The 24,227-nt window shown below is 76.2% G+C and carries 27 protein-coding genes; 15 read left to right on the top strand and 12 right to left on the bottom strand.

Annotation, left to right across the window (positions count from 1 at the left end):
* Position 1 precedes the first annotated feature (1 nt).
* Entirely contained in the window at positions 2–1,354 is a 1,353-nt protein-coding gene (locus ABZ881_RS24095) for an 8-oxoguanine deaminase (protein ID WP_358487814.1), read from the bottom strand.
* Positions 1,355–1,447: 93 nt separating this feature from the next.
* Between ABZ881_RS24095 and ABZ881_RS24090 the strand changes: the two genes are divergently transcribed.
* On the top strand, positions 1,448–3,070 hold the full coding sequence (locus ABZ881_RS24090; protein WP_358487813.1) for a PucR family transcriptional regulator ligand-binding domain-containing protein: 1,623 nt from the start codon (positions 1,448–1,450) through the stop codon (positions 3,068–3,070).
* On the opposite strand, the gene yidC is transcribed toward ABZ881_RS24090, so the two are convergent.
* Both yidC and ABZ881_RS24080 read right to left on the bottom strand, forming a co-directional pair.
* Complete coding sequence (yidC, locus tag ABZ881_RS24085; protein WP_358487812.1) at positions 3,003–3,941, bottom strand: membrane protein insertase YidC; 939 nt, start codon at positions 3,939–3,941, stop codon at positions 3,003–3,005. The two genes, ABZ881_RS24090 and yidC, sit on opposite strands and share 68 nt — an antisense overlap.
* Positions 3,942–4,012: 71 nt before the next feature.
* Complete coding sequence (locus tag ABZ881_RS24080) at positions 4,013–4,342, bottom strand: DUF6412 domain-containing protein (RefSeq protein ID WP_344017688.1); 330 nt, start codon at positions 4,340–4,342, stop codon at positions 4,013–4,015.
* 121 nt (positions 4,343–4,463) lie between these two features.
* Here ABZ881_RS24080 and ABZ881_RS24075 point away from each other — a divergent pair, with 121 nt between their 5' ends.
* Genes ABZ881_RS24075 through ABZ881_RS24050 form a run of 6 tightly spaced genes read left to right on the top strand, consistent with a single transcriptional unit; the run spans position 4,464 to position 9,075 of the window.
* Complete coding sequence (locus ABZ881_RS24075) at positions 4,464–4,766, top strand: urease subunit gamma (protein ID WP_344017690.1); 303 nt, start codon at positions 4,464–4,466, stop codon at positions 4,764–4,766.
* A complete protein-coding gene (locus ABZ881_RS24070; protein ID WP_358487810.1) occupies positions 4,763–5,110 on the top strand; it encodes an urease subunit beta in 348 nt (115 codons plus the stop codon). The genes ABZ881_RS24075 and ABZ881_RS24070 overlap by 4 nt, the downstream gene beginning before the upstream one ends.
* Positions 5,107–6,825, top strand: coding sequence for an urease subunit alpha (locus ABZ881_RS24065; RefSeq protein ID WP_344017693.1), 1,719 nt, complete (start codon positions 5,107–5,109; stop codon positions 6,823–6,825). The genes ABZ881_RS24070 and ABZ881_RS24065 overlap by 4 nt, the downstream gene beginning before the upstream one ends.
* 2 nt (positions 6,826–6,827) lie before the next feature.
* Entirely contained in the window at positions 6,828–7,553 is a 726-nt protein-coding gene (locus tag ABZ881_RS24060; protein WP_358487906.1) for an urease accessory UreF family protein, read from the top strand.
* On the top strand, positions 7,543–8,265 hold the full coding sequence (gene ureG, locus ABZ881_RS24055; protein WP_358487809.1) for an urease accessory protein UreG: 723 nt from the start codon (positions 7,543–7,545) through the stop codon (positions 8,263–8,265). Before ABZ881_RS24060 ends, ureG begins: the two co-directional genes overlap by 11 nt.
* Positions 8,266–9,075: an urease accessory protein UreD gene (locus ABZ881_RS24050; RefSeq protein ID WP_358487807.1), complete on the top strand. Its 810-nt coding sequence runs from the start codon at positions 8,266–8,268 to the stop codon at positions 9,073–9,075. It abuts the gene before it with no gap.
* Here the strand turns inward: ABZ881_RS24050 and ABZ881_RS24045 are convergent.
* Complete coding sequence (locus tag ABZ881_RS24045; RefSeq protein WP_358487806.1) at positions 9,012–9,761, bottom strand: GNAT family N-acetyltransferase; 750 nt, start codon at positions 9,759–9,761, stop codon at positions 9,012–9,014. The two genes, ABZ881_RS24050 and ABZ881_RS24045, sit on opposite strands and share 64 nt — an antisense overlap.
* A 73-nt stretch (positions 9,762–9,834) precedes the next feature.
* Here ABZ881_RS24045 and uraD point away from each other — a divergent pair, with 73 nt between their 5' ends.
* The 3 genes from uraD to pucL are packed head-to-tail and all read left to right on the top strand — an operon-like array spanning position 9,835 to position 11,553.
* Complete coding sequence (gene uraD / locus ABZ881_RS24040) at positions 9,835–10,347, top strand: 2-oxo-4-hydroxy-4-carboxy-5-ureidoimidazoline decarboxylase (RefSeq protein ID WP_358487804.1); 513 nt, start codon at positions 9,835–9,837, stop codon at positions 10,345–10,347.
* Complete coding sequence (gene uraH, locus ABZ881_RS24035) at positions 10,344–10,664, top strand: hydroxyisourate hydrolase (protein WP_358487803.1); 321 nt, start codon at positions 10,344–10,346, stop codon at positions 10,662–10,664. The genes uraD and uraH overlap by 4 nt, the downstream gene beginning before the upstream one ends.
* 4 nt (positions 10,665–10,668) lie before the next feature.
* Positions 10,669–11,553 (top strand): factor-independent urate hydroxylase, encoded by an 885-nt coding sequence (gene pucL / locus ABZ881_RS24030; RefSeq protein WP_358487802.1) that lies wholly within the window; start codon positions 10,669–10,671, stop codon positions 11,551–11,553.
* A 58-nt stretch (positions 11,554–11,611) separates the two neighbouring features.
* Here pucL and ABZ881_RS24025 read toward each other — a convergent pair whose 3' ends face one another.
* The 3 genes from ABZ881_RS24025 to allB all read right to left on the bottom strand — a co-directional run bounded on the left by ABZ881_RS24025 (position 11,612) and on the right by allB (position 14,760).
* Complete coding sequence (locus ABZ881_RS24025) at positions 11,612–12,490, bottom strand: DUF559 domain-containing protein (protein ID WP_358487800.1); 879 nt, start codon at positions 12,488–12,490, stop codon at positions 11,612–11,614.
* 124 nt (positions 12,491–12,614) lie between these two features.
* Entirely contained in the window at positions 12,615–13,403 is a 789-nt protein-coding gene (locus ABZ881_RS24020; protein WP_358487799.1) for an IclR family transcriptional regulator, read from the bottom strand.
* A 10-nt stretch (positions 13,404–13,413) separates the two neighbouring features.
* The gene (allB, locus tag ABZ881_RS24015; protein WP_358487798.1) at positions 13,414–14,760 is read right to left on the bottom strand and encodes an allantoinase AllB; all 1,347 of its coding nucleotides are present in this window, start codon (positions 14,758–14,760) and stop codon (positions 13,414–13,416) included.
* Positions 14,761–14,928: 168 nt separating this feature from the next.
* Between allB and ABZ881_RS24010 the strand changes: the two genes are divergently transcribed.
* Genes ABZ881_RS24010 through alc form a run of 3 tightly spaced genes read left to right on the top strand, consistent with a single transcriptional unit; the run spans position 14,929 to position 17,162 of the window.
* Positions 14,929–15,321, top strand: a complete 393-nt coding sequence (locus ABZ881_RS24010) for an amidase (protein WP_358487796.1) — start codon at positions 14,929–14,931, stop codon at positions 15,319–15,321.
* A gap of 3 nt (positions 15,322–15,324) precedes the next feature.
* Positions 15,325–16,158 (top strand): TIM barrel protein, encoded by an 834-nt coding sequence (locus tag ABZ881_RS24005; protein WP_358487795.1) that lies wholly within the window; start codon positions 15,325–15,327, stop codon positions 16,156–16,158.
* A complete protein-coding gene (gene alc / locus ABZ881_RS24000) occupies positions 16,155–17,162 on the top strand; it encodes an allantoicase (RefSeq protein WP_358487793.1) in 1,008 nt (335 codons plus the stop codon). Before ABZ881_RS24005 ends, alc begins: the two co-directional genes overlap by 4 nt.
* Positions 17,163–17,267: 105 nt before the next feature.
* Here alc and ABZ881_RS23995 read toward each other — a convergent pair whose 3' ends face one another.
* The 3 genes from ABZ881_RS23995 to ABZ881_RS23985 all read right to left on the bottom strand — a co-directional run bounded on the left by ABZ881_RS23995 (position 17,268) and on the right by ABZ881_RS23985 (position 19,629).
* The gene (locus tag ABZ881_RS23995) at positions 17,268–17,702 is read right to left on the bottom strand and encodes an STAS domain-containing protein (RefSeq protein WP_358487792.1); all 435 of its coding nucleotides are present in this window, start codon (positions 17,700–17,702) and stop codon (positions 17,268–17,270) included.
* A 392-nt stretch (positions 17,703–18,094) separates the two neighbouring features.
* Positions 18,095–18,556: a hypothetical protein gene (locus tag ABZ881_RS23990; RefSeq protein WP_358487790.1), complete on the bottom strand. Its 462-nt coding sequence runs from the start codon at positions 18,554–18,556 to the stop codon at positions 18,095–18,097.
* 182 nt (positions 18,557–18,738) lie between these two features.
* On the bottom strand, positions 18,739–19,629 hold the full coding sequence (locus ABZ881_RS23985) for an oxaloacetate decarboxylase (protein WP_358487789.1): 891 nt from the start codon (positions 19,627–19,629) through the stop codon (positions 18,739–18,741).
* Positions 19,630–19,754: 125 nt separating this feature from the next.
* Between ABZ881_RS23985 and ABZ881_RS23980 the strand changes: the two genes are divergently transcribed.
* Both ABZ881_RS23980 and ABZ881_RS23975 read left to right on the top strand, forming a co-directional pair.
* The gene (locus ABZ881_RS23980) at positions 19,755–20,459 is read left to right on the top strand and encodes a GntR family transcriptional regulator (RefSeq protein WP_344017712.1); all 705 of its coding nucleotides are present in this window, start codon (positions 19,755–19,757) and stop codon (positions 20,457–20,459) included.
* 62 nt (positions 20,460–20,521) lie between these two features.
* The gene (locus tag ABZ881_RS23975) at positions 20,522–21,406 is read left to right on the top strand and encodes an acyl-CoA desaturase (RefSeq protein ID WP_344018000.1); all 885 of its coding nucleotides are present in this window, start codon (positions 20,522–20,524) and stop codon (positions 21,404–21,406) included.
* A 77-nt stretch (positions 21,407–21,483) separates the two neighbouring features.
* Here the strand turns inward: ABZ881_RS23975 and ABZ881_RS23970 are convergent, their stop codons facing one another.
* Both ABZ881_RS23970 and ABZ881_RS23965 read right to left on the bottom strand, forming a co-directional pair.
* Positions 21,484–22,542, bottom strand: coding sequence for an ABC transporter ATP-binding protein (locus tag ABZ881_RS23970; RefSeq protein WP_358487788.1), 1,059 nt, complete (start codon positions 22,540–22,542; stop codon positions 21,484–21,486).
* Positions 22,539–24,095 carry an ABC transporter permease subunit gene (locus tag ABZ881_RS23965; protein ID WP_358487786.1) on the bottom strand — a complete coding sequence of 519 codons (1,557 nt, stop codon included), beginning with the start codon at positions 24,093–24,095 and terminating at the stop codon, positions 22,539–22,541. The genes ABZ881_RS23970 and ABZ881_RS23965 overlap by 4 nt, the downstream gene beginning before the upstream one ends.
* Positions 24,096–24,227 lie beyond the last annotated feature (132 nt).

Genomic DNA, 24,227 nt, shown 5'->3' with positions numbered 1-24,227 from the left:
CTCACCCTGCCTTCGCGACGAGATCGTGGTGCACCTCGGCGCAGCGGGCGGCGACCTCCTCGGTGTCGACGGTGCACATCCGCCCGTCCTCGACGACCGGGCGCCCGTCGACCAGCAGCAGCCGCAGCGGCGGCGGCGCGCCCAGGACGAGTGCGGCGACCGGATCGGCGACGTCGCCGTGGCCGAGCCCGTCGATCCGCCACAGCGCCAGATCGGCGAGCTTGCCCGGCTCGATCGACCCGATCTCGGCGTCCCGGCCGAGCACCCGGGCGCCGCCGAGGGTGCCCAGCCGGAGCGCCTCGCGGACGCCGAGCGCGCGTGGCCCGCCGACCGCTCGGGCGAACAGCACGGCGTGCTTGACCTCCTCGACCAGGCTGGTGCCCTCGTTGGAGGCGGCGCCGTCCACGCCGAGCCCGACCACGGCGCCGGCGTCGACGAGATCGCGCACCCGGGCGATCCCGGCGCCGAGCCGCCCGTTGGAGGTGGGGCAGTGCGCGATCCCGGTGCCGGTCGATCCGATCGTCGCGACGGCGTCGTCGTCGAGGTGCACGGTGTGCGCGAACCAGACGTCCGGCCCGGTCCAGCCCAGGTCCGCGGCGTAGCGGGTCGGCGTGCAGCCGAACCGCTCGCGGCAGAAGTCCTCCTCGTCGGCGGTCTCGGCGAGGTGGGTGTGCAGCCGCACCCCGAGCTCCCGGGCCAGCCCGGCGGAGTCCCGCATGAGCTCGCCGGTGACCGAGAACGGCGAGCACGGGGCGAGCGCGATCCGGACCATCGCGTCCGGCGCCGGATCGTGCCAGTCCGCGACGGCCTTCGCGGACGCGGTGAGCACCGCGTCGTGGTCTTCGACGACCTCGTCCGGTGGCAGCCCGCCCGCGCTGCGGCCCAGGTTCATCGAGCCGCGGGTCGGATGGAACCGCAGGCCCACCCGGGCGGCGGCCCGGATCTCGGCGCCGAGCAGGTCGCCGCCGGCCCGCGGGAACACGTAGTGGTGGTCGGTGGAGGTGGTGGCACCGGACAGCGCGAGGGTGGCGAGCGCGCCGGTCGCGCCGGTGTGCACGGCGTCCTCGTCGATGCCGGCCCACACCGGGTAGAGCGTGGTGAGCCACTCGAACAGGGTCGCGTCGACGGCCAGCCCGCGGGTGACCCACTGGTACAGGTGATGGTGGGTGTTGACCAGGCCCGGGGTGAGCAGGCAGCCGGCGGCGTCGATCCGGCGGTGCGGGCCGTCCTCGCGGGGCGCCGGGCCGGGCCCGACCGACGTGATCCGGTTCCCCTCGACGACGACGTGCCCGCCCGGGTGCTCCTGCCCACTGACGGTGACGACGTGGGCGCCGTCGATCACGATCCGATCCATGCCGCCCAGCGAACCCCGCCGGGATCACGGCGGGAAGGCGACGCCGTGACGAATCGCCGTCACACCCGGGTGAACGAGTTGTAGGTTCCTCCAATGCTGCTCGCAGAGCTGGTCGCCCACCGGGAGCTGCGGCTTCGCGTGCTGTGCGAGGGCGACGGCCTGGACCGCCCGGTGCGCTGGACCTACACCACCGACCTGCCGGACCCGTCGCGCTATCTGGGCGGCGGCGAGCTCGTGCTGTCCGGGCTGGTGTGGCGGCGCGGCCCGGCGGACAGCGAGCGGTTCGTCGGCGCGGTCGCCCGCTCCGGCGCGGTGGCGCTCGCCGCGGGCGAGGCGGTGTTCGGCGAGATCCCGGCCGACGTCGTGGACGCCTGCCTGCGGCACGGGCTGACGCTGCTCGCCGTCCCGGTGGACGTGTCGTTCGGGACGCTCACCGAGACCGTCGTCGGCGCGCTGTCGGCGGCCCGCGGGGACCGGCTGGCGAACACCCTGGGCCGGCAGCGTCGGCTGCTCGCCGCCTTCGCCGACGGCGCCACGCTCACCGACCTGGCGGCGACGGTGTCCGCCGGGACCGGTCTGACCTGCCGGGTGCTGACAGCTGGCGGACTGCTCGTGGCCGGCCCGGCCCCCGGCGACGCCGAACGGGACGCCGTCGTCACCGCTTTCCTGACCGCCGGACGGCTGCCGGTGACCGCCGGCGGGCATCTGGTCGTGCCGGCGTCCCCCGGCTCGGCGCGAGCGACCGGGCGGCTGGTGGCGGCCCGGCTGCCGGACGGGTGCGAGCCGGACACCGGCACCGTGGACGCGATCGGCGAGCTCGCCACGATCGCCGCGCTGGACCGCTCCCGGGAACGGGAGGGCACCGCGGTGACCCGGCCGATCGCCGACGACGCGCTCGCCCGGGTCGCGGCCGGTGCCGGCGACCGGCCGGAGACCCTGGTGCGGCTGCGCCAGGCCGGGATGGAGCCGGACGGGACGGTGGTCGTGCTCGTGCTGCGCGCCGACGGGCCGCCCGATCCGGCCGGGACGGCGCACGCCCTGCTGACCGACGCCCTGGTCGGGGCGGGTCCGGCGGCGGTCGGGGTACACGACGGCGCGGCGGTCGCGGTGCTGGCGGTCCCGGGCGACCGCGACGGCGGCGCCCGGACCGGCCCGGGGCCGGGGGCCGCGGCCGGCACCGGCGCCACGGGTGCCGTGGGTGTCTCCGGTGCCGTGGGTGACGTCGGTGCCGACGGGCCGGTCACCGGGGTGCTGGCCGCGCTGCACCGGCTCGGGCCCGGACTGGGTGGATGGCGGCTGCACGGCGGCGTCTCCCGCCCGGCGTCGGCGGAGGTACTGTCCGGGGCGTTCGCCGAGGCCGTGCACGCGGCCGGGCCTGCCGCGAACCGCCCGGGCCCGGTGACGGTGCTCCGGTCCGCCGAGGTGACCTCGCACGTGCTGCTGCTGGCCGGGGTCCCCGACGACGTGCGGCGCGGGTTCGCCGACCGGGTGCTCGGCCCGGTGCACGAGCACGACGCCCGGTCCGGGTCCCGGCTGGCCGAGACCCTCGGTGTGTTCCTCGACGAGTCCGGATCGTGGAGCCGGACCGCGGCCCGGCTGCACCTGCACGTCAACACCGTCCGGTACCGGATCGCCCGGGTCGGGGAGCTCACCGGCCGCGATCTTTCCCGGTTCGCCGACCGCGTCGACCTCTACCTCGCGCTGCGGAGCGGGTGACAGGCCGTGCCCCCGGCCGCGGGGCCCGCACCGGCGGCGCGACCGGGACCGGCTCGGGCACCGACGGCGGCCGCCGGTCCAGCATCCGGCCCAGCACGACCTGCTGGACGAGGGTCGCCACGCCACCGGTCGTCCAGTACAGCAGCAGCGCGACCGGCGCCGGGAACAGCAGCCCACCGGCCAGCACCGCGGCCGGGGCGACCCAGGGCAGCACGGCCGTCACCCGCGCCACACCGGCGGGCTGCCCGGTGACCTCGGCCCGGGCGAACCGCATGCTCAGGTGGGTGGCCAGCGCCGCGAGCACCGCCAGCGGCACGACGACGGCGGCCACCGCACCCGGGGTGACCACCGTCCCGCCGAACGACGCGAGCTGCTCGGCCGGCATCGCCGTCCAGGCCGACAGCGGCGCGCCGAACAGCCGCGCCTGCAGGAACGACGCGACCTGGTCGGGATCGAACGCGTAGTTGGCGATCACCGCGTTCTGCTCGAAGCTCAGGCCGGGCCGGTTGAACGAGCGCAGCACGTGCAGCAGCGCCACGAACACCGGGATCTGCAGCAGCGCGGTGCCCAGCCCGGCGACCGGGGACGAGCCGTGCCTGCGGTGCAGCTCGGTGGTCGCCTCGGCCAGTGCGCGCGGGTCGCTGCGGTGCCGCTCGCGCAGCGCGCTCAGCTGCGGCGCGAGGGCGCGGGTGATCCGGGCCGCCCGCATCCGGGTCCAGGCCGGGCGCAGCAGCAGCACCCGGACGGTGAGCACCAGGAACACCACCGACAGCGCCCAGGCGACGCCGGAGGTGGGTCCGAGGAGGGCGGCGAACAGGTCGTGCCACAGCCGCATGACCAGGGACACGGGGTAGTACAGGACGTCGAGCATCGACGGGCTCCAGGGGTCGTCCGGACCGGGGCGGGCGGACGCCGGAGCAGGCGCGGCGGTGGAGCGGGGCCTCAGCCGCCGGCGGGCTCCGGCCGAAGCGCACCGGGGGCCCTGGAGCGGGGGCGGCCGTCGGCGTCCGGATCGCGCTGGCGGAGCACGCCGGCCCGGTGCGCGACCCGGCCGGCCTCGCGGGCCGGGGTCGTGGCGGCGCTGAGCACGGCCCGGACCGTGCCGGGATGGCCGCGCCCGGCCCAGGCCAGCACGACCAGCGCGACGACGGCGCCGAACAGCCCGGCGTCGCCGTCCGGCGGGAACAGCACCGGGGCCAGGACCGCGGCGAGCAGGAGCAGCGACGCGAGCAGGGCTGCGCCGCGGTACGGCCGCCGTGCTCCACCGGTCACCTCCGTCACGGTACCCGCGGGCACCGGTATCCGGTGGTCGGCGCGTCACCCACCGGCGGCGTCATCGTTCGCAACCCGGTGGAAACCGGGCGGAAACCCGGCTCCGGAGAGAATGCGGGCCATGCACCTCAGCCCTCAGGAGCGGGACAAGCTGCTCGTCCACGTGGCGGCCGACGTCGCGCGCCGCCGTCGTGACCGGGGGCTGCGGCTCAACCACCCGGAGGCGGTCGCGCTGATCACCGAGCACGTCCTGGAGGGTGCCCGCGACGGGCGGCCCGTGCACGAGCTGATGTCCAGCGGGCGCGAGGTGCTGGCCCGCGCCGACGTGCTCGACGGCGTCCCCGAGATGCTGGACTCGGTGCAGGTCGAGGCGACCTTCCCGGACGGCACCAAGCTGGTCACCGTGCACGGGCCGATCGCATGAGCGGCGGGACGGGCGCCGGCGGGCCCGGCGAGATCCTGCTCGGCGACGGACCGGTGGAGCTCAACCCCGGCCGGGAGCGGACCACGCTGGTCGTCGTCAACGCCGCCGACCGGCCGGTCCAGGTCGGCTCGCACTACCACTTCGCCGCCGCCAACCCGGGCCTGGAGTTCGACCGGGACGCCGCCTGGGGGCTGCGGCTGGACATCCCGGCCGGGACGTCCGTCCGGTTCGAGCCCGGCGTGGAACGGGAGGTGCCGCTGGTGCCGCTGCAGGGCGCCCGCCGCGTCCCCGGCCTGCGCCCGGAACGGTCCGGCGCGCTCGACGAGCGGCGGTACGACCGGTGACCGGCATCGACCGCGCCCGCTACGCCGACCTCTACGGCCCCACCACCGGCGACCGCATCCGGCTCGCCGACACCAACCTGCTGATCGAGGTCACCGAGGACCGCAGCCGCGGCCCGGCGTCCGGCGACGAGGTGATGTTCGGCGGCGGGAAGGTCATCCGCGAGTCGATGGGGCAGGCCGCGGTGACCGCGGCGCAGTGCCCCGACCTGGTGATCACCGGCGCGGTGATCCTGGACCACTGGGGCGTGGTGAAGGCCGACGTCGGGGTGTCCGACGGCCGGATCGTCGGGATCGGCAAGGCCGGCAACCCGGACACGATGGACGGCGTCGATCCGGCGCTGGTGATCGGCCCGGGCACCGAGATCCTCTCCGGCAACGGCAAGATCCTCACCGCCGGCGGGATCGACGCGCACGTGCACTTCATCTGCCCGCAGCTGGTCGAGACCGCGCTCGCGTCCGGGGTGACCACCCTGATGGGCGGCGGCACCGGCCCGGTCGACGGGTCGAAGGCCACCACCGTCACCCCGGGCCCGTGGAACATCGGCCGGATGCTCGCCGCGATGGACCACCAGCCGGTGAACGTGCTGCTCATGGGCAAGGGCAACACCACCTCCGCCGAGGCGCTGCACGAGCAGCTGCGCGCCGGGGCCGGCGGGTTCAAGCTGCACGAGGACTGGGGCACCACCCCGGCGGCGATCGACGCCTGCCTGCGGGTCTGCGAGGAGACCGGCGTGCAGGCCGCGATCCACACCGACACGCTCAACGAGGCGGGCTTCCTGCAGTCCACCCTGGACGCGATCGCCGGCCGCTCGATCAACGCCTTCCACACCGAGGGGGCCGGCGGCGGGCACGCGCCGGACATCATCGAGGTCGTCTCCACCGGCCACGTCCTGCCGTCGTCGACGAACCCGACCCGGCCGCACACCGTCAACACCCTCGACGAGCACCTCGACATGCTCATGGTCTGCCACCACCTGAACCCCTCGGTGCCCGAGGACCTGGCGTTCGCCGAGTCCCGGATCCGGCCGACCACCATCGCCGCCGAGGACGTCCTGCACGACCTGGGCGCCATCTCGATGATGTCGAGCGACTCGCAGGCGATGGGCCGGATCGGCGAGGTGATCATCCGGACCTGGCAGACCGCGCACGTGATGAAGGCCGCCCGCGGTCCGCTGCCCGGCGACTCCGAGCGCGCCGACAACGCCCGCGCGCAGCGCTACGTCGCCAAGTACACGATCAACCCGGCGCTGGCGCACGGCGCCGCCGAGCACGTCGGGTCGGTGGAGGTCGGCAAGCTCGCCGACCTGGTGCTGTGGGAGCCGAAGTTCTTCGGGGTGCGCCCGGCCGTGGTGCTCAAGGGCGGGTTCGCCGCGTGGGCCCAGATGGGCGACGCGAACGCCTCCATCCCGACGCCCGGCCCGGTCTACGGTCGGCCGATGTTCGGCTACGCGCACACCCCGGCCGCACTCGGCTCGCTGACCTTCCTGGCGCCGTCAGCGCTCGCCGAGGGGACACCGGAGCGGCTCGGGCTGGCCACGCCGTGCGTGCCGGTCGCCGACACCCGGTCGGTGCGCAAGTCGTCGATGCTGCTCAACGACGCGACGCCGGCGGTGCGGGTCGATCCCGACTCGTTCCAGGTGACGATCGACGGCGCCGTCGTCGAGCCGGCGCCGGTCGACGAGCTGCCGATGGCGCAGCGGTACTTCCTGTTCTGATGATCGGGCTCGCCTCGCTGGTCCTCGCCGACGCCCGCTTCCCCGGCGGCGGGCACGTGCACTCCGGTGGCCTGGAGGAGGCCGTCTCCCGCGGTCTGGTGTCCGACGTGGACACCCTCGCCGGGTTCCTGCGCGGCCGGTTGCGCACCGCGGGCCGGGTCGCCGCCTGCTTCGCCGCCGCCGGGGCCGACCGGGCCGCCCGGGCGGCCCCGGTCCCGGCGGCGGGGCCCGGCGACCGGTCGTTCGTCGCGACCGCCGACTGGGTCGTGCTGGACCGCGAGCTCGACGCGCGCACCCCGTCCGCCGCCCAGCGCGAGGCGTCCCGGACCCAGGGCAGGGCGGCGCTGCGGGCGGTCCGGACCGCCTGGCCGTCGCCGGTGCTCGGCGCGCTGCTCGCCGCCGATCCGCGGCCGCACCATCCGCTGCTCGTCGGGGCGGTGATCGGCCGGTCCGGCGAGGACCCCGCGGCGGCCGCCCGCTGCACCGGCTACCTGGCCGTCTCCGGGCCCGCCTCGGCGGCGGTGCGGCTGCTCGGCCTGGACCCGTTCGCCGTCAACGCCGCGCTGGTCGCGCTCGGCACCGAGCTCGACGCGATCGTGCGCGAGGCGGCCACGCTCGCGCCCGGTCCGGTCGCCGACCTCCCGGCGCCCGGCGCGCCGGTGCTCGACCTGATGGCCGAGTCCCACGTCCGACACCACCGCGAGAGGGTGCGTCTCTTTGCCTCCTGAGGACAGCGGCACACAGACCGGTCACGGCCACGGCCACCTGATCAGCTTCGACCCGACCGAGACCGACCACGACCACCACCTCCCCGCGCCGACCCCCGGCCGGGCGGTCCGGATCGGCATCGGCGGGCCGGTCGGATCCGGCAAGACGGCGCTGGTCGCGGCGCTGGCCCGCAGCCTCGCCGGGCGGGTGCGGCTGGCCGTCGTCACCAACGACATCTACACCACCGAGGACGCCGACTTCCTGCGCCGGGCCGGGGTGCTCGCCCCGGACCGGATCGAGGCCGTGCAGACCGGCTGCTGCCCGCACACCGCGATCCGCGACGACATCACCGCCAACCTGGACGCGATCGATCTGCTGGAAGACCGGTTCGGCGACCTGGACCTGGTGCTCGTCGAGTCCGGCGGGGACAACCTGACCGCAGTGTTCTCCCGCGGTCTGGTCGACCGGCAGATCTTCGTCGTCGACGTGGCGGGCGGCGACAAGGTGCCCCGCAAGGGCGGGCCGGGGGTGACCACCGCCGACCTGCTGGTGATCAACAAGACCGATCTGGCGCCGCTGGTCGGCGCCGATCTCGACGTGATGCGCGGCGACGCGGCCCGGATCCGCGGCGAGCTCCCGGTGATCGCCCAGTCGCTGGTCGAGGACCCGGGCGCCGGCGACGTCGGGGCCTGGGTGCTGGAGCAGGTCGCCGCCGTCCGCGCGGTGGTGTGAGTGCGGGCCCGGGCGGCGCTGGCCGTGCAGCGGCGGGACGGCCGCAGCGTGGTGACGACGCTGCGGGCCCAGGCCCCGCTCGCACTGGTCCCGCGGCGCGGTGCGGCCGGCGCCGCCGGGCCCGGCGCGCAGGTGCACCTGGTCGGCTCGGCGGCCGGTCCGCTGGCCGGTGACCGGGTCGAGATCGACGTGACCGTCGGCCCCGGCGCGGACCTGCTGCTGACCGGGATCGCCGCGGCGGTCGCGCTGCCGGGAACCGGCTCGCCGAGCCGGACGGTGCTGCGCTGCCGGATCGCCGACGGCGCCTCGCTGACCTACCTGCCCGAGCCGACCGTGGTGACCGGGCGCGCCGACCACCACACGGTGTTCGAGGCCGAGCTGGCCCCGACCGCGTCGCTGCGGGCCCGGGACGTGCTCGTCGCCGGGCGGACCGGGGAGCGGCCGGGCCGCTACCGCGGCACCGTCCGGATCGGCTGCGACGGCCGCCCGCTGCTGGTGCAGACCCAGGAGATCGGCGATCCGCTGCTCGACGGCTCCGCCGCGCACCTGGCCGGGCACCGGGTGCTCGGCACCGAGGTGGTGATCAGCACCGGCCCGGCACCGGAGCCGCTGGCCGGTGACGGCTGGAGCCTGTCCCCGCTGCCGGTGCGCGGCGCGCTCGCGACGGCCGTCGCGCACGACGCGGTGACCGCGCAGCGGCGGCTCGCCGAGGCACTCGCCGGCCTGGCCGGTCGGGCTCAGGCTGCTCAGGAGGGCGGGTGCTCCCACGTGGTGGTCCGGAACAGGTCCCAGAACCCGAGCCGGGTGTAGACCGGATGCCCGTCGTCGCTGGAGATCAGCAGGGTCGGCAGGTCCGGTGCGACGGCGCAGGCCGCGGCCGTCACCGCCGTGCCGTAGCCGCGGCGCCGGTGCCGCTGCGGCACCGCGACCCGGTCGATCTCGACGATGCCGTGCCGCACCGAGGCTCCCGCCGTCGCCACCGGCTCACCGCCGGCGTACCCGACGACCAGGTGCAGCAGGTCCCCGGTGAGCCGGGGATCGGCGATCGCCGATCCGCCGGTGGTGTCCAGCCCGTAGCCCTCGACCAGCACCCGGTCGAAGTCGCCCGGATCGGCGTCGGGCACGGTCCGGACCTCAATGCCGGGACGCACCGGCAGCGGCCCGGGCGGGCGCAGCATCAGCGGCGGGTGCCCGACCGGCACCAGGACCCGGCCGCGCAGGTCGGGCAGCGCGAACACCGACAGCAGCACCCACCACCGGTCGGCCGGGAACAGCCCGGCCGCCGCGTCCAGCACCCGGTCCAGCCCGGCGGCGTCGGGCGGGCCGGTCAGCACGACGGCGTTGTCGTAGCCGTACGGCGAGCCCAGGTCGGCGAGCACGGCGCCGTCGACGCGAAGCGAACGCCCGCCCGTCCGGTCGGCCATCGCGATGATCCGATCGGCGTAGGAGTGCACGAACCGCCGGGCCAGGGTGTCCCCGACCGGCAGCTCCGGCACCCTGACCCCACGACCCGCCCTGCCCCCAACGACAGCCCCGCCCCACGACCGCCCTGCCCCGGAAGAAGGACGCATGCCCGATCCGCTCACCCTCGACCGGCTCAACACCGCCGCACCGGACGAGCTGCACCCGGTGCTGCGCGCCTGCAACACCTCGCCGGCCTGGGCCGACCGGCTGCTCGCCGGGCGCCCGTACCCGGACATCGGGCAGGCCGTCGAGGCGGCCGGGCGCGCCGTGCTGGACCTGGGCGAGGCCGACACCGCGGCGGCGCTCGCCGGGCATCCCCGGATCGGCGAGCGCCCCGGAGGGGCGCATGCCGACGGGGCCGCGTTCTCCCGGCGTGAGCAGTCCGGGGTGGACGGCTCCGGCGACGACGTCCGGGAGCGGCTCGCGGCCGGCAACGCCGCCTACGAGCGCCGGTTCGGGCACGTGTTCCTGATCCGTGCCGCCGGGCGGGACGCCGCGGAGATCCTCGCCGAGCTGCAGCGGCGGCTCGGCAACGACCCGGACACCGAGCGGGCCGAGGCGGCCGGGCAGCTCGCCGAGATCACCGCGCTGCGGATGCGGGAGGTGCTCACCCGATGAGCAGCTTCTCCACTCACGTGCTGGACACCGCCCGCGGCGCGCCCGCCGCGGGCGTCCCGGTCGGACTGCAGGTGCGGTCCGGGACCGGCTGGTCCCCGCTCGCGTCCGGCCGGACCGACGACGACGGCCGCTGGCGGGCCTCGGACGACGCCGCGCTCGTCGCGGGCACCGACCACCGGGTCGTGTTCGACCTCGCCGGGTACGGCGGGTTCTTCCCGGAGGCAGCGATCGTCTTCCGCCCGGCGACGACCGACCGGCACCACCACGTCCCGCTGCTGCTGTCGCCGTACTCCTACTCCACCTACCTCGGGAGCTGACACGATGCCGGTACTCGGCCACACCCAGTACGGCAAGGCGGAGGTCCGGGTGGTCCGGGTCTTCCGGGACACCGATCCGCACCGGATCGCCGATCACAACGTGTCGGTGGCGCTGTCCGGCGACTTCGCCGACACCCACCTGACCGGCGACAACAGCGGGGTGCTCACCACCGACGCGATCCGGAACACGGTGAACGCCTTCGCCAGGGAGGCCGGGAACGCCGTCGGTGCGCCGGAAGCGTTCGGCCGGGCGCTGGCCCGGCACTTCACCGCGGTCCCCCAGGTGTCCCGGGCCCGGGTGCGGATCGAGACCTATCCGTGGCGACGGCTGGAGCACGACGGGCAGCCGCACCCGCACGCCTTCACTCGCGACGGTGGGCACACCCGCACGACCACGGTGACCGCGACCGACGACGGTGGCGGCTGGACCGTCTCCGGGGTGGCCGGGCTGGTCGTGCTCAAGACCACCGGCTCGGAGTTCCACGGCTTCCACGTCGACCGCTACACCACCCTCGCCCCGACCACCGACCGGATGCTGGCCACCGAGGTGAGCGCGCAGTGGTGGCACGTCGACGACCCGGCGGACTGGAACGACTCGCACCGGACCGTGCTCAGCGCACTGACCTCGGCGTTCGCCGGGCACCACAGCCTGTCCCTGCAGCAGACGCTGCACCACGTGGGGGTGGCGGTGCTGACCGCCGGGCCGGGGATCGGCGAGATCCGGCTCTCGCTGCCGAACAAGCACCACCTGCTGGTCGACCTGTCCCCGTTCGGCCTGGACAACCCGGGCGAGGTCTTCCACGCCGACGACCGCCCCTACGGCTTGATCGAGGGCGCCGTCCGGCGCGACGACCTGCCCGATCCCGGCCCCGCCTTCGCCGGCTGGTGATCGCGGTCCGGTGGAGGAACGGTGCCCCCGATGGCACCGGACCTCCACCGGAGGACGATCACCGGCCGTGGTGCACGGCGTCGCGGATCGCGGCGACGGTCCGGCCGGGCCGGTCATGGATGTCCGCCCAGGTGAACCGCAGGACCGTCCAGCCGGCGGCGACCAGCGCGTTCTGCTTGCGCCGGTCGGTGCGGAAGCGCTCGCTGTCGACGTGCCACGCCCAGCCGTCGACCTCGATCGCCACCCGCTCACCGGGGAAGGCCAGGTCCACCGTCCACCGCCCGAAGGCCATGCCGCGGACCAGCCCGGCGGCGAGCCCGGCGTCCCGCAACAGGGCCACCAGCCGCCGCTCGGCGGCCGAGTCGGCCCGGTCCATCGCCCCGACCAGCAGCCGGCCGGCCCGGCCCATGCCGTGCCCGCCCAGTGCCCGGTGGTGGGCGCCCGCCAGCTGCGCCGGGGACACGTGCCGCTGCAGTGCACGGTCGAGGAACGCCGCCCCGTCCTCGCGCACCGCGGCCGTCTCCAGCACGGTCAGCGCGGCGGAGGTGACCCGCACCTGCCGGACGACGACCCGGTCGTCGGCCGGGAGATCCTTGTGCCGCAACCGGACCCCCGGCCGGGCGGGGCGCCGCAGCGTCCGTGGGACGGTCACCGTCAGCGGTGCGGGGAGCCCGGACAGCATGCCGTGCCAGAACGCGGCGGACGGGCCGTGCAGGGTGCACCGGTCCCCGGCCCACAGCGACACCGCCCGGATCCGCGCCTCCGCGGACAACCGGTGCCCGGACACCAGGTAGACGCCGGGGAACAGCTCGGTCCACGCCCCGGTGGCCCGGCGGCGGGCGACCGTCCGGGCACCGACGCCGCAGCGCAGGGCCTGGGCCCGGGACAGCACCCCGGCCTGCCGGGTGAGCAGCTCGGGCAGGTGCATCGACTGCATCGCCGCAGCATCGGCGAGCCGGATCTCCGCCGGGGCCGATCGCCGGAGCAGCGTTCACCCGAGTGATCGCGGTCCGGTGGGGAACCGGTGCCGCGGATGGCACCGGACCTCCACCGGACGGTGATCAGGTCTCCAGCGCCACCCGGTCGGCGGCGGCGCGGAGCAGCGGCACCGCGGACTCCAGCAGCGTGTCGGTCATCCGGGTGGTCGGCCCGGAGATGGAGATGGCGGCGGGTAGCGGCCCGTCCAGCGCGACGGCCACGCAGCGCACCCCGAGCTCCTGCTCACCCTCGTCCAGCGCGTACCCGGCGGCCCGGACCCGGTCCAGCTCGGCGGCGAAGGCGTCCCGGTCGGTGATGGTGTTGTCGGTGTGCGCCACCAGCTCGGTGTGCCGCATGATCTCCCGGACCCGGTCCGGCGCCATCCGGGCGAGCATCGCCTTGCCGACGGCCGTGCAGTGCGGCGAGACCCGCCTGCCCACCTCGGTGAACATCCGCATCGAGTGCCGGCCGGGCTCCTGGGCGACGTAGACGACCTGGTTGCCCTCCAGCAGCGCCAGGTTGGCGCTCTCGCCGAGCGCGTCGACCAGCTCGGCCAACCGCGGCCGCGCCCACACCCCGACCAGCCGGCCCGCGGTGTCGCCGAGGCGCACCAGCCGGGGGCCGAGTGCGTACTCGCGGGAGGACTGCTGGCGCACGTAGCCGCGCCCGGCCAGGGTGCGGACCAGCCGGTGGATCGTGGGCAGCGGCAGCCCGGAGGACGCGGCCAGGTGGGACAGGCTGACCGTCCCCCCGGCGTCGGCCATCGCCTCCAGCAGATCGACCGCGCGCTCCACCGACTGCACGGTGCCGGAACGGACCGGGGCGGCGGCCCCGCCGGCGGCGTCGTCGTCCCCGGTATCGCTGTTCCGCATGACGGAAACCCTAGCCGCTCCGCGATCCGCGGCGCAGCAACCGGCCGCGCGGGGTGCCCGTCGGGTCGACGTCGTGCCCGGCCAGCACGGTCCGGCGGACGACACCGGCCAGCGGACGCCCCGCGTAGGCGCTGACCGGGTTGCGGTGGTGCAGCCGGTGCGGATCGACGACGAACGCGGCGTCCGGGGCGAAGACGACCAGATCGGCGTCGTACCCGGGGGCGATCCGGCCCTTGCCGGTCAGGCCGACCAGCTCGGCGGGCGCCGCGGCCATCCACCGCACGACCCGGTCCAGCCCGATCCCGCGCCGGCGGGCCTCGGTCCACACCAGAGGGAGCCCGAGCTGCAGCGACGACACCCCGCCCCAGGCGAGCCCGAAGTCGCCGGTGTCGAGATGCTTCAGGTCGATCGTGGACGGTGAGTGGTCGGAGACGATGCAGTCGATCGTGCCGTCCAGCAGGCCCGCCCACAGCAGCTCCCGGTTCGCCGCCTCCCGGATCGGCGGGCAGCACTTGTGGGTGGTCGCGCCGTCCTGGATCTCCTCGGCGAACAGGGTCAGGTAGTGCGGGCAGGTCTCGGCGGTGATCCGGACACCGTCCCGGCGCGCGCCGGCGAGCATCGGCAGCGCGTCCGACGACGACACGTGCAGCACGTGCGCCCGCGCGCCGGTCCACCGGGCACGCTCGATCACCTGGGCGATCGCCAGGTTCTCCGCGCCGCGCGGGCGGGACGCGAGGAACGCGGCGTACCGCGGGCCGTGCGCGGCGGGCGCCTCGTCGACCGCCCGCGCGTCCTCGGCGTGCACGATCAGCAGCCCGTCGAAGGCGGCCAGCTCGGCCAGGTAGCGCTCCATCCCGTCGACGTCCAGCGGCGGGAACTCGTCCACCCCGGAGTGCAGCAGGAAGCACTTCACGCCGAAGACGCCCTCGTCGTGCAGCCCGCGCAGGTCACCGAGGTTGCCGGGGACGGCGCCGCCCCAGAACCCGACGTCGACGACCGCCTGCGGGCCGGCCACCGCACGCTTGACCTCCAGCGCCGCGACGTCGACGGTCGGCGGCACCGAGTTGAGCGGCATGTCGACCAGCGTGGTGACACCGCCCGCGGCGGCCGCGCGGGTGGCCGAGGCGAACCCCTCCCACTCGGTGCGGCCGGGTTCGTTGACGTGCACGTGCGTGTCGACCAGCCCGGGCAGCAGCACCTCGTCGTCGGCGAGCTCGATCTCCCGGGTCCCGGCGAGCGCGGCACCGGCCGGCTCGACGGCGGCGATCCGGCCGTCCGCGACGCCGACCTCCCCCGGGCGCTCCCCCGCGGTCGTCATGATCCGCCGGCCGCGGACCACCAGGTCGTAGCTCGTCATCGGTCCTCCCGCACGTCCACCGGCGCCACCCCCGGCGGGGCCGCACCGCGTCGTGCTCGCCGGACCCCCGCAGGCTAGTGCAGCCTTGACAGCCCCCGGGCGTCGTGTTCGGATCATGTTCTTCCGCCGGAACCCGCTTTCCGGATCGTGGAACGGCTGGAGGCCACCGTGACCGCTCTGTTCTGTTCCGGCGACGCGATGCGCGGCGGGCGCCTGCACCACAACGTCTCCGCCCACCCGTTCCGCGGGGCCGTCCGCACCGCGCCGCACTACCGGATGTACTCGGTGCGCGACGAGTTCCCGGCGCTGGTCGAGGACCCGTCCGGCGGCGTGCCGCTGGCCGGCGAGATCTACGACGTCCCGCTGTCGGCGATCCGCACCGACTTCCTGCCGGACGAGCCGCCCGAGCTGGAGCTCACCGTGATCGAGCTCGACGACGGCCGGGACGTGCTCGCCGTCGGGCTGCGGCCGGGCGTCCTGGAACGCCAGGCCGGCGAGCTGACCGACATCACCGGGCACGGCGGCTGGCGGTCCTACCGCGGCCTGCCCGAACCGGCCTGAGCCGTGCCCGCCCCGGTCACCCTGCCGCTGCCGCCCACCGCCAACTGCTCGATCCTGTTCCCGGACCTGCCGATCACCGCGCGGCCCGCCGCCGCGGCCGCCGCCGGGTTCGACGCGATCGAGTTCTGGTGGCCGTTCGACGACCCGGTGCCCCGCGACGCCGAGATCGACACGTTCGTCACCGCGGTGTCCGACGCCGGCGTCGTCCTGTCCGGACTGAACCTCGCCGCCGGGGACATGGCCGCCGGTGAGCGCGGCATCCTCTCCGACCCGGCCCGGCGCGCCGAGTTCGCCGACAACCTCGACGTCGCGGTCGGCATCGGGGCGCAGCTCGGCAGCACCGGGTTCAACGCGCTGTACGGCAACCGGCTCGACGGCGCCGACCCGGCCGCGCAGGACGAGACCGCCGCGGAGAACCTGGCACTGGCCGGCCGGGCCGCGGCCCGGATCGGCGCGGTCGCGCTGCTGGAGCCGATCAGCGGGATCGACCGCTACCCGCTGCGGACCGCCGCCGACGCCGTCGCCGTGCTCGACCGGACCGGCTCCGACGACGTGCGGCTGCTGCTCGACGTCTTCCATCTCGCCGTCAACGGTGACGACCCGGCCGCCGCGATCGACCGGTACGCCGGCCGGATCGGGCACGTCCAGATCGCCGACGCACCCGGCCGCGGCGAGCCGGGCACCGGGAACCTGCCGATCGCGGCGCTGGTCGACCGGGTCGCCGCCGCCGGCTACCGCGGCCGGATCAGCCTGGAGTACCGGCCGGTGACCGCCGACCCGTTCGGCTGGCTGACCCTGCCCGCGCCCCGCCAGACCCACCGTGAGGACCGTCCGTGACATCTCCCGACCCGTCCCTGGTCGATCTCGCCTCCCGCGCGCTCGGCGGCTCCGTCGTCGCCGCCAACGACGAGTTCTTCGCCCACCGCGAGAACCTGGTCACCGTCGCGCCGCCCCGGTTCGACCCGGACGAGTTCGGCCTCAAGGGCAAGGTCTACGACGGCTGGGAGACCCGGCGACGGCGCTCGCCCGGGCACGACTGGGCGATCGTCCGGCTCGGCGTCCCCGGCGTGCTCGACCACGTCGTCGTCGACACCGCGTTCTTCACCGGGAACTACCCGCCGGAGATCGCCGTCGAGGCCGCCGCCGTCGCGGGCCATCCCTCCCCCGACGAGCTGGCCGCGGCCCGCTGGCACGAGATCGTGCCGCGCTCGGCCTGCGCCGGCGACACCGCGAACACCTACCCGGTGCACGACCCGCACCGCTTCACGCACCTGCGGCTGATCATGCACCCGGACGGCGGGATCGCCCGGTTCCGGGCCCGCGGCCGGGCGCTGCCCGATCCGCGGTTCATGGCGGGCACCGTCGACCTGGTCGCCGCCGAGAACGGCGGCCGGGTCACCGGCTGCTCGGACGCGTTCTACTCCTCCCCCGGCAACCTGCTGCTGCCCGGATCGGCCCGGCACATGGGCGAGGGCTGGGAGAACGCCCGCCGCCGCGGCGGCGGCAACGACTGGGTGGAGTTCGCGCTGGGCGCCGCCGGGGTGCCGCGGTACGCCGAGATCGACACCACCTGGTTCGTCGGGAACGCGCCGGGCCGGGTCTCGGTCGCCACCCGGGACGAGCGCGCGGGCGGCGGATGGACGACGCTGCTGGACCGGGAGCGGGTGCAGCCCGACACCCGGCACCGGTTCTCGCTGCCCGGCGCCGGGGCGGCGACGCACCTGCGGCTGGACGTCTTCCCGGACGGCGGCCTGTCCCGCCTGCGACTGCCCGGGGAACTCGACGACGCGGCGCTGGCCGCCGCGGCGGACGCCTGGGCCCGGACCGACCCGGACGCCTGATCAGGCGGCGCGGGCAGCACGACCCCGTCACCCGGTCTGTGCGACCCCGGCCGTCACCGGGTCAGCACGACCCCGGTCGTCACCGGGTGAGCGTGATGCCGGCCGTCACCCCGCGGGCGCGGCCCCGGCGAACCCGCCCCGCGCGGCCGCCCGCGGCCGCGGGACGGCGGCCCGGTCGGTGAGGTCGCGGACCGCGGCCTCCGCGGACGGGTAGGCGCTGCACCGCAGCAGCACCTCGTGGGCGCGCAGCGGCAGCAGCTCGGCCCGCCCGCCGCAGCCGGCGAGGTGCACCCGCACGCCACCGTCGCGGGAGCGCGCGGCCACCTCCCCGAGCGTCTCGGTCGCGGCGCCGTCGAACTCGCCGACCCCACCCAGGTCGAGCACGACGTGCGCCGGAGCGGTGCCGCAGGCGCGCTGGGCCTCGATCAGCCTGCCGATCGCCTCGGCGCCCCGGCGGTCCAGCCTGCCGGTCACCCGGACCAGTCGCACCCCCGGCGCGGCGGTCTCCACAGCGAGCCCGGTCACCTGGTCGTCGCGCACGTCGCCCCCTCCTCGTCACGCGGCCCGCGCGGGCCGCTCACCGGGAGCGTTCCCGGTCGGCCGCCGGTCACACCGGCGCTCGAGGCTGGATCGATCCGCCGGAACCGGTCCCCGGCGATTCACTGGCCGGATCGTCCGGTCGCGTGATATACATCACCGGCTGTCGGCCTGGACACGGACGTCCCGGTCCGGGAGGGACCTTCGACCCTGCTGACCGACCGGGCGCCGAGTCACCCTTGTCGGGCCGACCTCGGGATCGGCACCCCGCAGGACCACCACCCGTCGCTGGGGAGCGGGCGGGTGGCGCCCCATGGCCGGGGCCGGCGCGTTCGGGACCGCCGGCCCCGGCCATCAGGCCGGGCCGCGGACCCTGCGCGGGCGAGCCGCACCGGTCAGCCCGACGGCGACCGGCCCGGAGCCCGCCGCAACGGGTGCGCGAGGTGCGGGCGGAATCCCGGCCACACCGCGGGCCGGCCGGCCGGCGGCGGCGCGGACGGCCCGCTAGCGCTGCGGAGCCCGCCCCGGGCGACCGCGGCGAGCATCTCCAGGACCGCGTCGAGCGACGGATAGCGGCCGTCGGGCAGCGGCTGCAGCTGCTCGCGGGTCACCCCGCTCACCCCCCACGCCTCCGCCTCGGCCAGCACCTGCCAGCGGAACGCGGGCCAGCGCAGTCCGGCCAGCACCCGGGCGAGGTTCTGCCGCAGGCGCTCCGCCTCCGGCCGCTCGGCCGCCGGGCGGGCGACGGGCTCGGGGACGGGCGGCACGGCGACCAGCCCGGGCCGGGCGGGACGTACCGGGGGTGCGGCGGGGACCGGCCGGTCCGGACGGTCGGGCCGCGGGACGGGCCGGGTCACGCCGGACGCCCGCACGCGGTCCGCCGCCGGACACCGGCCGGGGAGCTGGGCTCGGGTTGCACTATTCACCACCTGGGAACACCGCCGCCCGGCCACCTCGGGTGACGGCCGCAGGTCAGCGGGACACGCACGATCGAGTGTGGGTCAGGACACACGGCCGCGCCACTCGTGGTGGCCGCGGTTCAGTCCCGGTAGCGCTGCTCCAGCTCCCGGATCTCGCCGAGCCCGACGAGCTCGGCGAATGGGTCGACGCCGCCGAGCCGGTCGAGCATCGCGGCGGGCGTGCCGTCGGTGCGCAGCACCCGCAGGAACTCACCCATCGCCGCGGTGGCCGCCAGCAGGGTGCCGATCGGGAACAGCACCAGCGCGAAACCGAGCTCGGCGAGCCGGCCCCGGGACAGCGGCGGGGTGCGTCCGCCCTCCGCCCAGTTGAACACCAGCTTGTGCCCCTGCAGCGCGGTGGCGACCTGCTCGATGTGCGCCTCCGAGGTGGGCGCCTCGACGAAGAGGAGATCGGCGCCGGCGTCGGCGAAGCGCCTCGCCCGGTCGATCGCGGCGTCCAGGCCGTCCACCGCCGCGGCGTCGGTGCGGGCGATGACCAGCAGGTCCGGGTCGCTGCGGGCGTCGACCGCGGCCCTGATCTTCGCCGCCATCTCGCCGGCCGGGACGACCTGCTTGCCCGCCATGTGCCCGCACCGCTTGGGCATCACCTGGTCCTCCAGGTGCAGCGCGGCGACCCCGGCCCGCTCGTAGTCGCGCACGGTGCGGATCACGTTGACCGGGTTGCCGTAGCCGGTGTCGGCGTCCGCGATCAACGGCAGGTCGACGGCGTCGGCCAGCCGGGCGGCGTGCGCGGCCATCTCGGCGCCGCCGAGCAGGCCGACGTCGGGGCGGCCGAGCAGGCCGGCGGTCGAGCCGAAGCCGGTCATGTACGCCGCGTCGAACCCGGCCTGCTCGATCAGCCGGGCGGACAGCGCGTCGTAGGCACCGGGGGCGAGCACCGGCTCGCCGGAGTCGAGCAGGGCGCGCAGGCGGGCCCGCCGGTCGCCGGGCTTGCTGAGCAGATCCCCCACGGCAATCCTTCCCTCGTTGTGTACAACCGCCCCAAGCCTGCCTGGGGAAGGCGGGCATGAACACCCCTTGGTCTCGCGTCGGTGACCTGACACACTCCGCAGTTGCATACAACGGGAGGTGCACGATGACCGAGGGCGCACCCCGCAGGGCGTCCGAGCGGGCCCAGGCGACGCTGCGCGAGGCGATCCTGTCCGGCGACCTGCCGGGTGGGGCGCATCTCGGCGAGGTGGAGCTCGCCGAGCGGCTCGGGCTGTCCCGCACGCCGGTGCGCGAGGCGCTGTCCCGGCTGGCCGCCGAGGGCCTGGTCGAGCTGCACGCGCACCGCGGCGCCCGGGTCACCCGGTTCACCGAGGCCGACCTGGAGGACGTGTTCGACGTCCGCCGCGCCCTGGAGCCGCGCGCCACCGAGCGGGCGGCGGCCCGGGCGAGCGCCGCCGATCTCGACGAGCTCGATGCGCTCGCCCGGGACATGCTCGCGATCGGCTCCCCCGGCCCGGGCCGTGACCTCGACCGGCTGGTGGAACGCAACCGGCTCTTCCACGCCCGGCTGCTGGAGATCGCCGGCGCACCGACGCTCACCGCCGCGCTGGCCGGCGTCGTGCACGCACCGGTCGTGCTGCGGACCTTCCACAGCTATGACGACGCGTCGCTGGCCCGTAGCCTTGCCCACCACGTGGAGATCGTGGCCGCGCTGCGGGCCGGTGACGGCGGCTGGGCGGCCGCGGTGATGGTGTGCCATCTCGCGAACGCCCGCGCCGTGATGACCGCGGCTCGGGGGGTTCTCCCCACTGCCCCGAGTGGTGTGAACCGGAACGATGACCGTTCGTGACCGAAACCCGGCCAGCGGCTCCCCGTGATCTCTCCGACCGGCTCCGCCATCCCGTCCCGCACCTGTTCGTCTACGCCTTCGCGATCGTCCCGGCGATCGCGCTCGTCGCCGCCGTGCCGCTGGCCTGGGGCTGGGGCCTCACCTGGCTGGACGCCGGTCTCGCGATCGGGATGTACGTGGTGTCGATGCTCGGCGTGACCGTCGGGTTCCACCGGTACTTCACGCACGGCTCGTTCAAGGCGAACCGGCCGCTGCGGATCGCGCTGGCGGTGGCCGGCAGCCTGGCCGTGCAGGGACCGGTGCGGCACTGGGTCGCCGACCACCGCAGGCACCACGCGCACGCCGACGCCGAGGGCGACCCGCACTCGCCGTGGCGGTACGGCACCTCGCCGGCGGCGCTCGTCCGCGGGTTCTGGCACGCCCACATGGGCTGGATCTTCGACCGCTCGCTCACCGACCAGCGCCGGTTCACCCCCGATCTGCTCGACGACCGCGACATCGACCGGGTGCACCGCGCGTTCTCCGCGCTGACCGTCGCGTCGCTGCTGGTGCCCGCGCTGATCGGCGGGATCGTGACGGCCAGCTGGTGGGGCGCGCTCACCGCGTTCTTCTGGGCCGGGCTGGTCCGGATCGCCGTGTCGCACCACGTGGCGTGGTCGACGAACTCGATCTGCCACCTGGTCGGCGAGCGGCCGTGGCGGGCCCGGGACCGGTCCACCAACGTCTGGTTCCTGGCGATCCCGAGCATGGGCGAGTCCTGGCACAACCTGCACCACGCCGACCCGACCTCGGCCCGGCACGGCGTCGGCCGGTGGGAGATCGACATCTCGGCGGGCGTCATCCGGCTCTTCGAGCTGCTCGGCTGGGCGCACGACGTGCGCTGGCCGACCGAGAAGCGACTGGCGAGGCTGGCCGCCGACCGCCCGGAGCAGGCGCCCGCGGCGTGAACCGGACCGGTGCCCCGGCCGCCGGGGCACCGGATCAGCGCTCCCGAGGTCAGCGCCTCAGGTCGGCGCGCCCGAGATCAGCGGACCGGCACCACGTGCACCGGCCCGTCGGTGTGCACCCGGCAGACGTCCCCGGCCCGCCAGCCCTCCCCCGCCGCGGCCCGCACCCGGACCGCCGGACCCCCCTCCGGGCGCGCGGTCACCAGCAGCGCCTCGCCGAGGAACTCGACCTGTTCCACCGCGGCGAGCGCGCCCGCCCCGCCGGGGCCGGTCTGCGCGGTGAGCCGCAGCTGCTCGGGCCGCAGCACGGCGAGCACCTCGCCGGCCGGGCAGCCGGGCCGCAGCGGCGCCGACCCGAGCGCGGTGCTGACCCGGTCGCCGGTGGCAGTTCCGGGCAGCAGCGCCGCGTCGCCGACGAAGCCCGCGACCCGGGCGGTCGCCGGGGTCGCGTAGAGCTCGCGCGGCGCGGCGGTCTGCTCGAGCCGCCCGTCGTGCAGGACGGCGACCCGGTCGCTCACCGACAGCGCCTCCCGCCGGTCGTGGGTGATCAGGACGGCGGTGGAGCCGGCGATCCGCAGCGCGGCGACGGCGTCCCCGCGCACCTGCTCGCGCAGGCCGGCGTCCAGCGCCGAGAACGGCTCGTCGAGCAGCACCACCTCCGGCCGCGGCGCCAGCGCGCGGGCCAGCGCGACCCGGCGGCGTTCGCCGCCGGAGAGCTGGTGCGGCATCCGGTCCGCCTTGCCGGCGAGCCCCACCAGGTCCAGCAGCTCGGCGACCCGGTCCCGGGCGGCAGCGCGGGCGGCCCGGTCCGGACGGAGCCGGGCCAGCCCGGTGGGCACCAGCCCGAACCCGACGTTGCCCCGCACGTCGAGGTGCGCGAACAGCGCGCCCTCCTGCGGCACCAGCCCGACCCGGCGGCGCTCCGGCGACACGTCGGTGACGTCCGCGCCGCCGACCAGCACCCGTCCGGCGTCCGGCCGGTGCAGACCGGCGGCCACCCGCAGCAGGGTCGTCTTCCCGCTGCCGCTGGCCCCCAGCACCGACACCAGCTCGCCGGCCCGCACGTCGAGGTCGACGCCGTGCAGCACGGGATCGCCCCCGTAGCCCGCGACGATCCCGCGCACCGTCAGAGTCATCGGTCCCCCGTCGTCATCGATCCCCGGCCGGCGCCTGCGTCGCCGTCCGCCGGGCGCCGGTGCCCGGTCCCGCCGGGCCGGTCCGGCCGCTCCGTGCCCGCCCGCACCAGCAGCGCCGCCGGCACGCAGGCCAGCAGCAACAGTGCCAGCGCGGCCGGGGCCGCGGCGCCGTAGGCGCCCAGCGACGTCTGCGCCCACAGCTGGGTGGCGAGCGTGTCCGTCCCGGTCGGGCGCAGCATCAGCGTCGCCGGGAGCTCCTTCATGGCGGTCACCATCACCAGCAGACCGCCGGCCGCCACCCCGGGCCAGGCCTGCCGGGCCGTCACCGCCCACCAGGTCGCCTGCCCGGACCGGCCGAGCGTCCTGGCGACCTCCTCGGCCTCCACCGGGACCCGTTCGACGGACGCCCGGGTCGCCCCCACCGCCTTCGGCAGGTAGAGCACCGCGTAGCCGAACACCAGCACCGCGGCGGTCTGGTAGAGCCCGGGCACCACGGCCAGCGAGAAGAACACCAGCGACAACCCGACCACCACGCCGGGCAGCCCCTGGCCGAGATAGGCGGTCGACTCGACGCCGGCCACCAGCCGGCCCCGGTACCGGGCGGCCAGCATGCCGACCGGCAGCGCCATCAGCACCGCGAGCAGCGCCGCCGCGCCGGCCAGCAGCAGCGTCGACCAGGCCGCCGACGCCAGCCGGGCCCAGTCCACCGACACCCCGCCCGCGGCGACGATCCGGCCGACGAGCACCACCGGCGGCCCGAGCAGGCTTACCGCCGCGACCGTCCCGAGCCCGGTGACTGCCAGCGCGGTGCCTCCCCGGCCGAGCCGGGCGGGCGGGACCCGGTGCACCGCGGTCGTCGCACCGGCCCGGGTCCAGCGGCGCCGGGCGGTCCGCTCGGCCACCACCAGCAGCAGGGTCAGCGCGGCCAGCACCAGCGCCGTCACCGCGGCCCCGGTGCGGTCGATCGTGCCCTCGTAGGCGGCCTGCACCGCCCAGGTGAACGACTCGTAGCGCAGCAGCGCGGGGGCGCCGAAGTCGGACAGCGTGTACAGCGCCGCGAGCAGGGTCCCGGCGAGTGCGGCCGGCAGCGCCTGCGGCAGCGTCACCCGGCAGAACGCGGCGACCGGGCCGCGGCCCAGGGTGCGGGCGGCGTCCTCCGGCCCGGTATCGGCGGCGCGCAGCGCGGCCGCCGCGGGCACCGTCACGTACGGCGTGCAGGCCAGCACCAGTACCGCGACCAGCGGGACCAGGCCCCGCGACTCCGGCCGGACGGCGAGCACCGCGAACGCGAGCAGGTAGGACGGCACCGCCAGCGGCAGCGCGGCCAGCACCCACCACAGGCCCGGCCGGGGCAGCCGGACCCGGGCCAGCAGCGTCGCCGTCACCAGTCCGAGTACCAGGCAGCCGGCGGACACCAGCGCCACCAGCAGCGCCGAGTTGACCGCGAGGGTGACGGTCCGGGACCGCGCGAGCAGCGCCAGCACCCGGTCCGGGTCGGCCTCCGCGACCCGGACCAGCAGCCAGACCAGCGGCAACGCCGCCAGTCCCGCCACCACCAGTGCCGCGACGACCAGCAGCCGGGGCGGCCGGGAACGCGCGGACGGGCCCGCCGGAACGGAGGGTTCCGGCGGCGACGCCCGGCTGTCCTACTTCAGGACCGCGGGGGTGGTGTCCGGTCTCGCCGG

The organism is Pseudonocardia sp. NPDC046786 (assembly GCF_040645415.1).
GTDB classification, from domain to species: domain Bacteria; phylum Actinomycetota; class Actinomycetes; order Mycobacteriales; family Pseudonocardiaceae; genus Pseudonocardia; species Pseudonocardia kongjuensis.
Note: the sequence above shows the minus strand (reverse complement) of the source record. Positions and strands in the feature narration are given on the sequence as shown.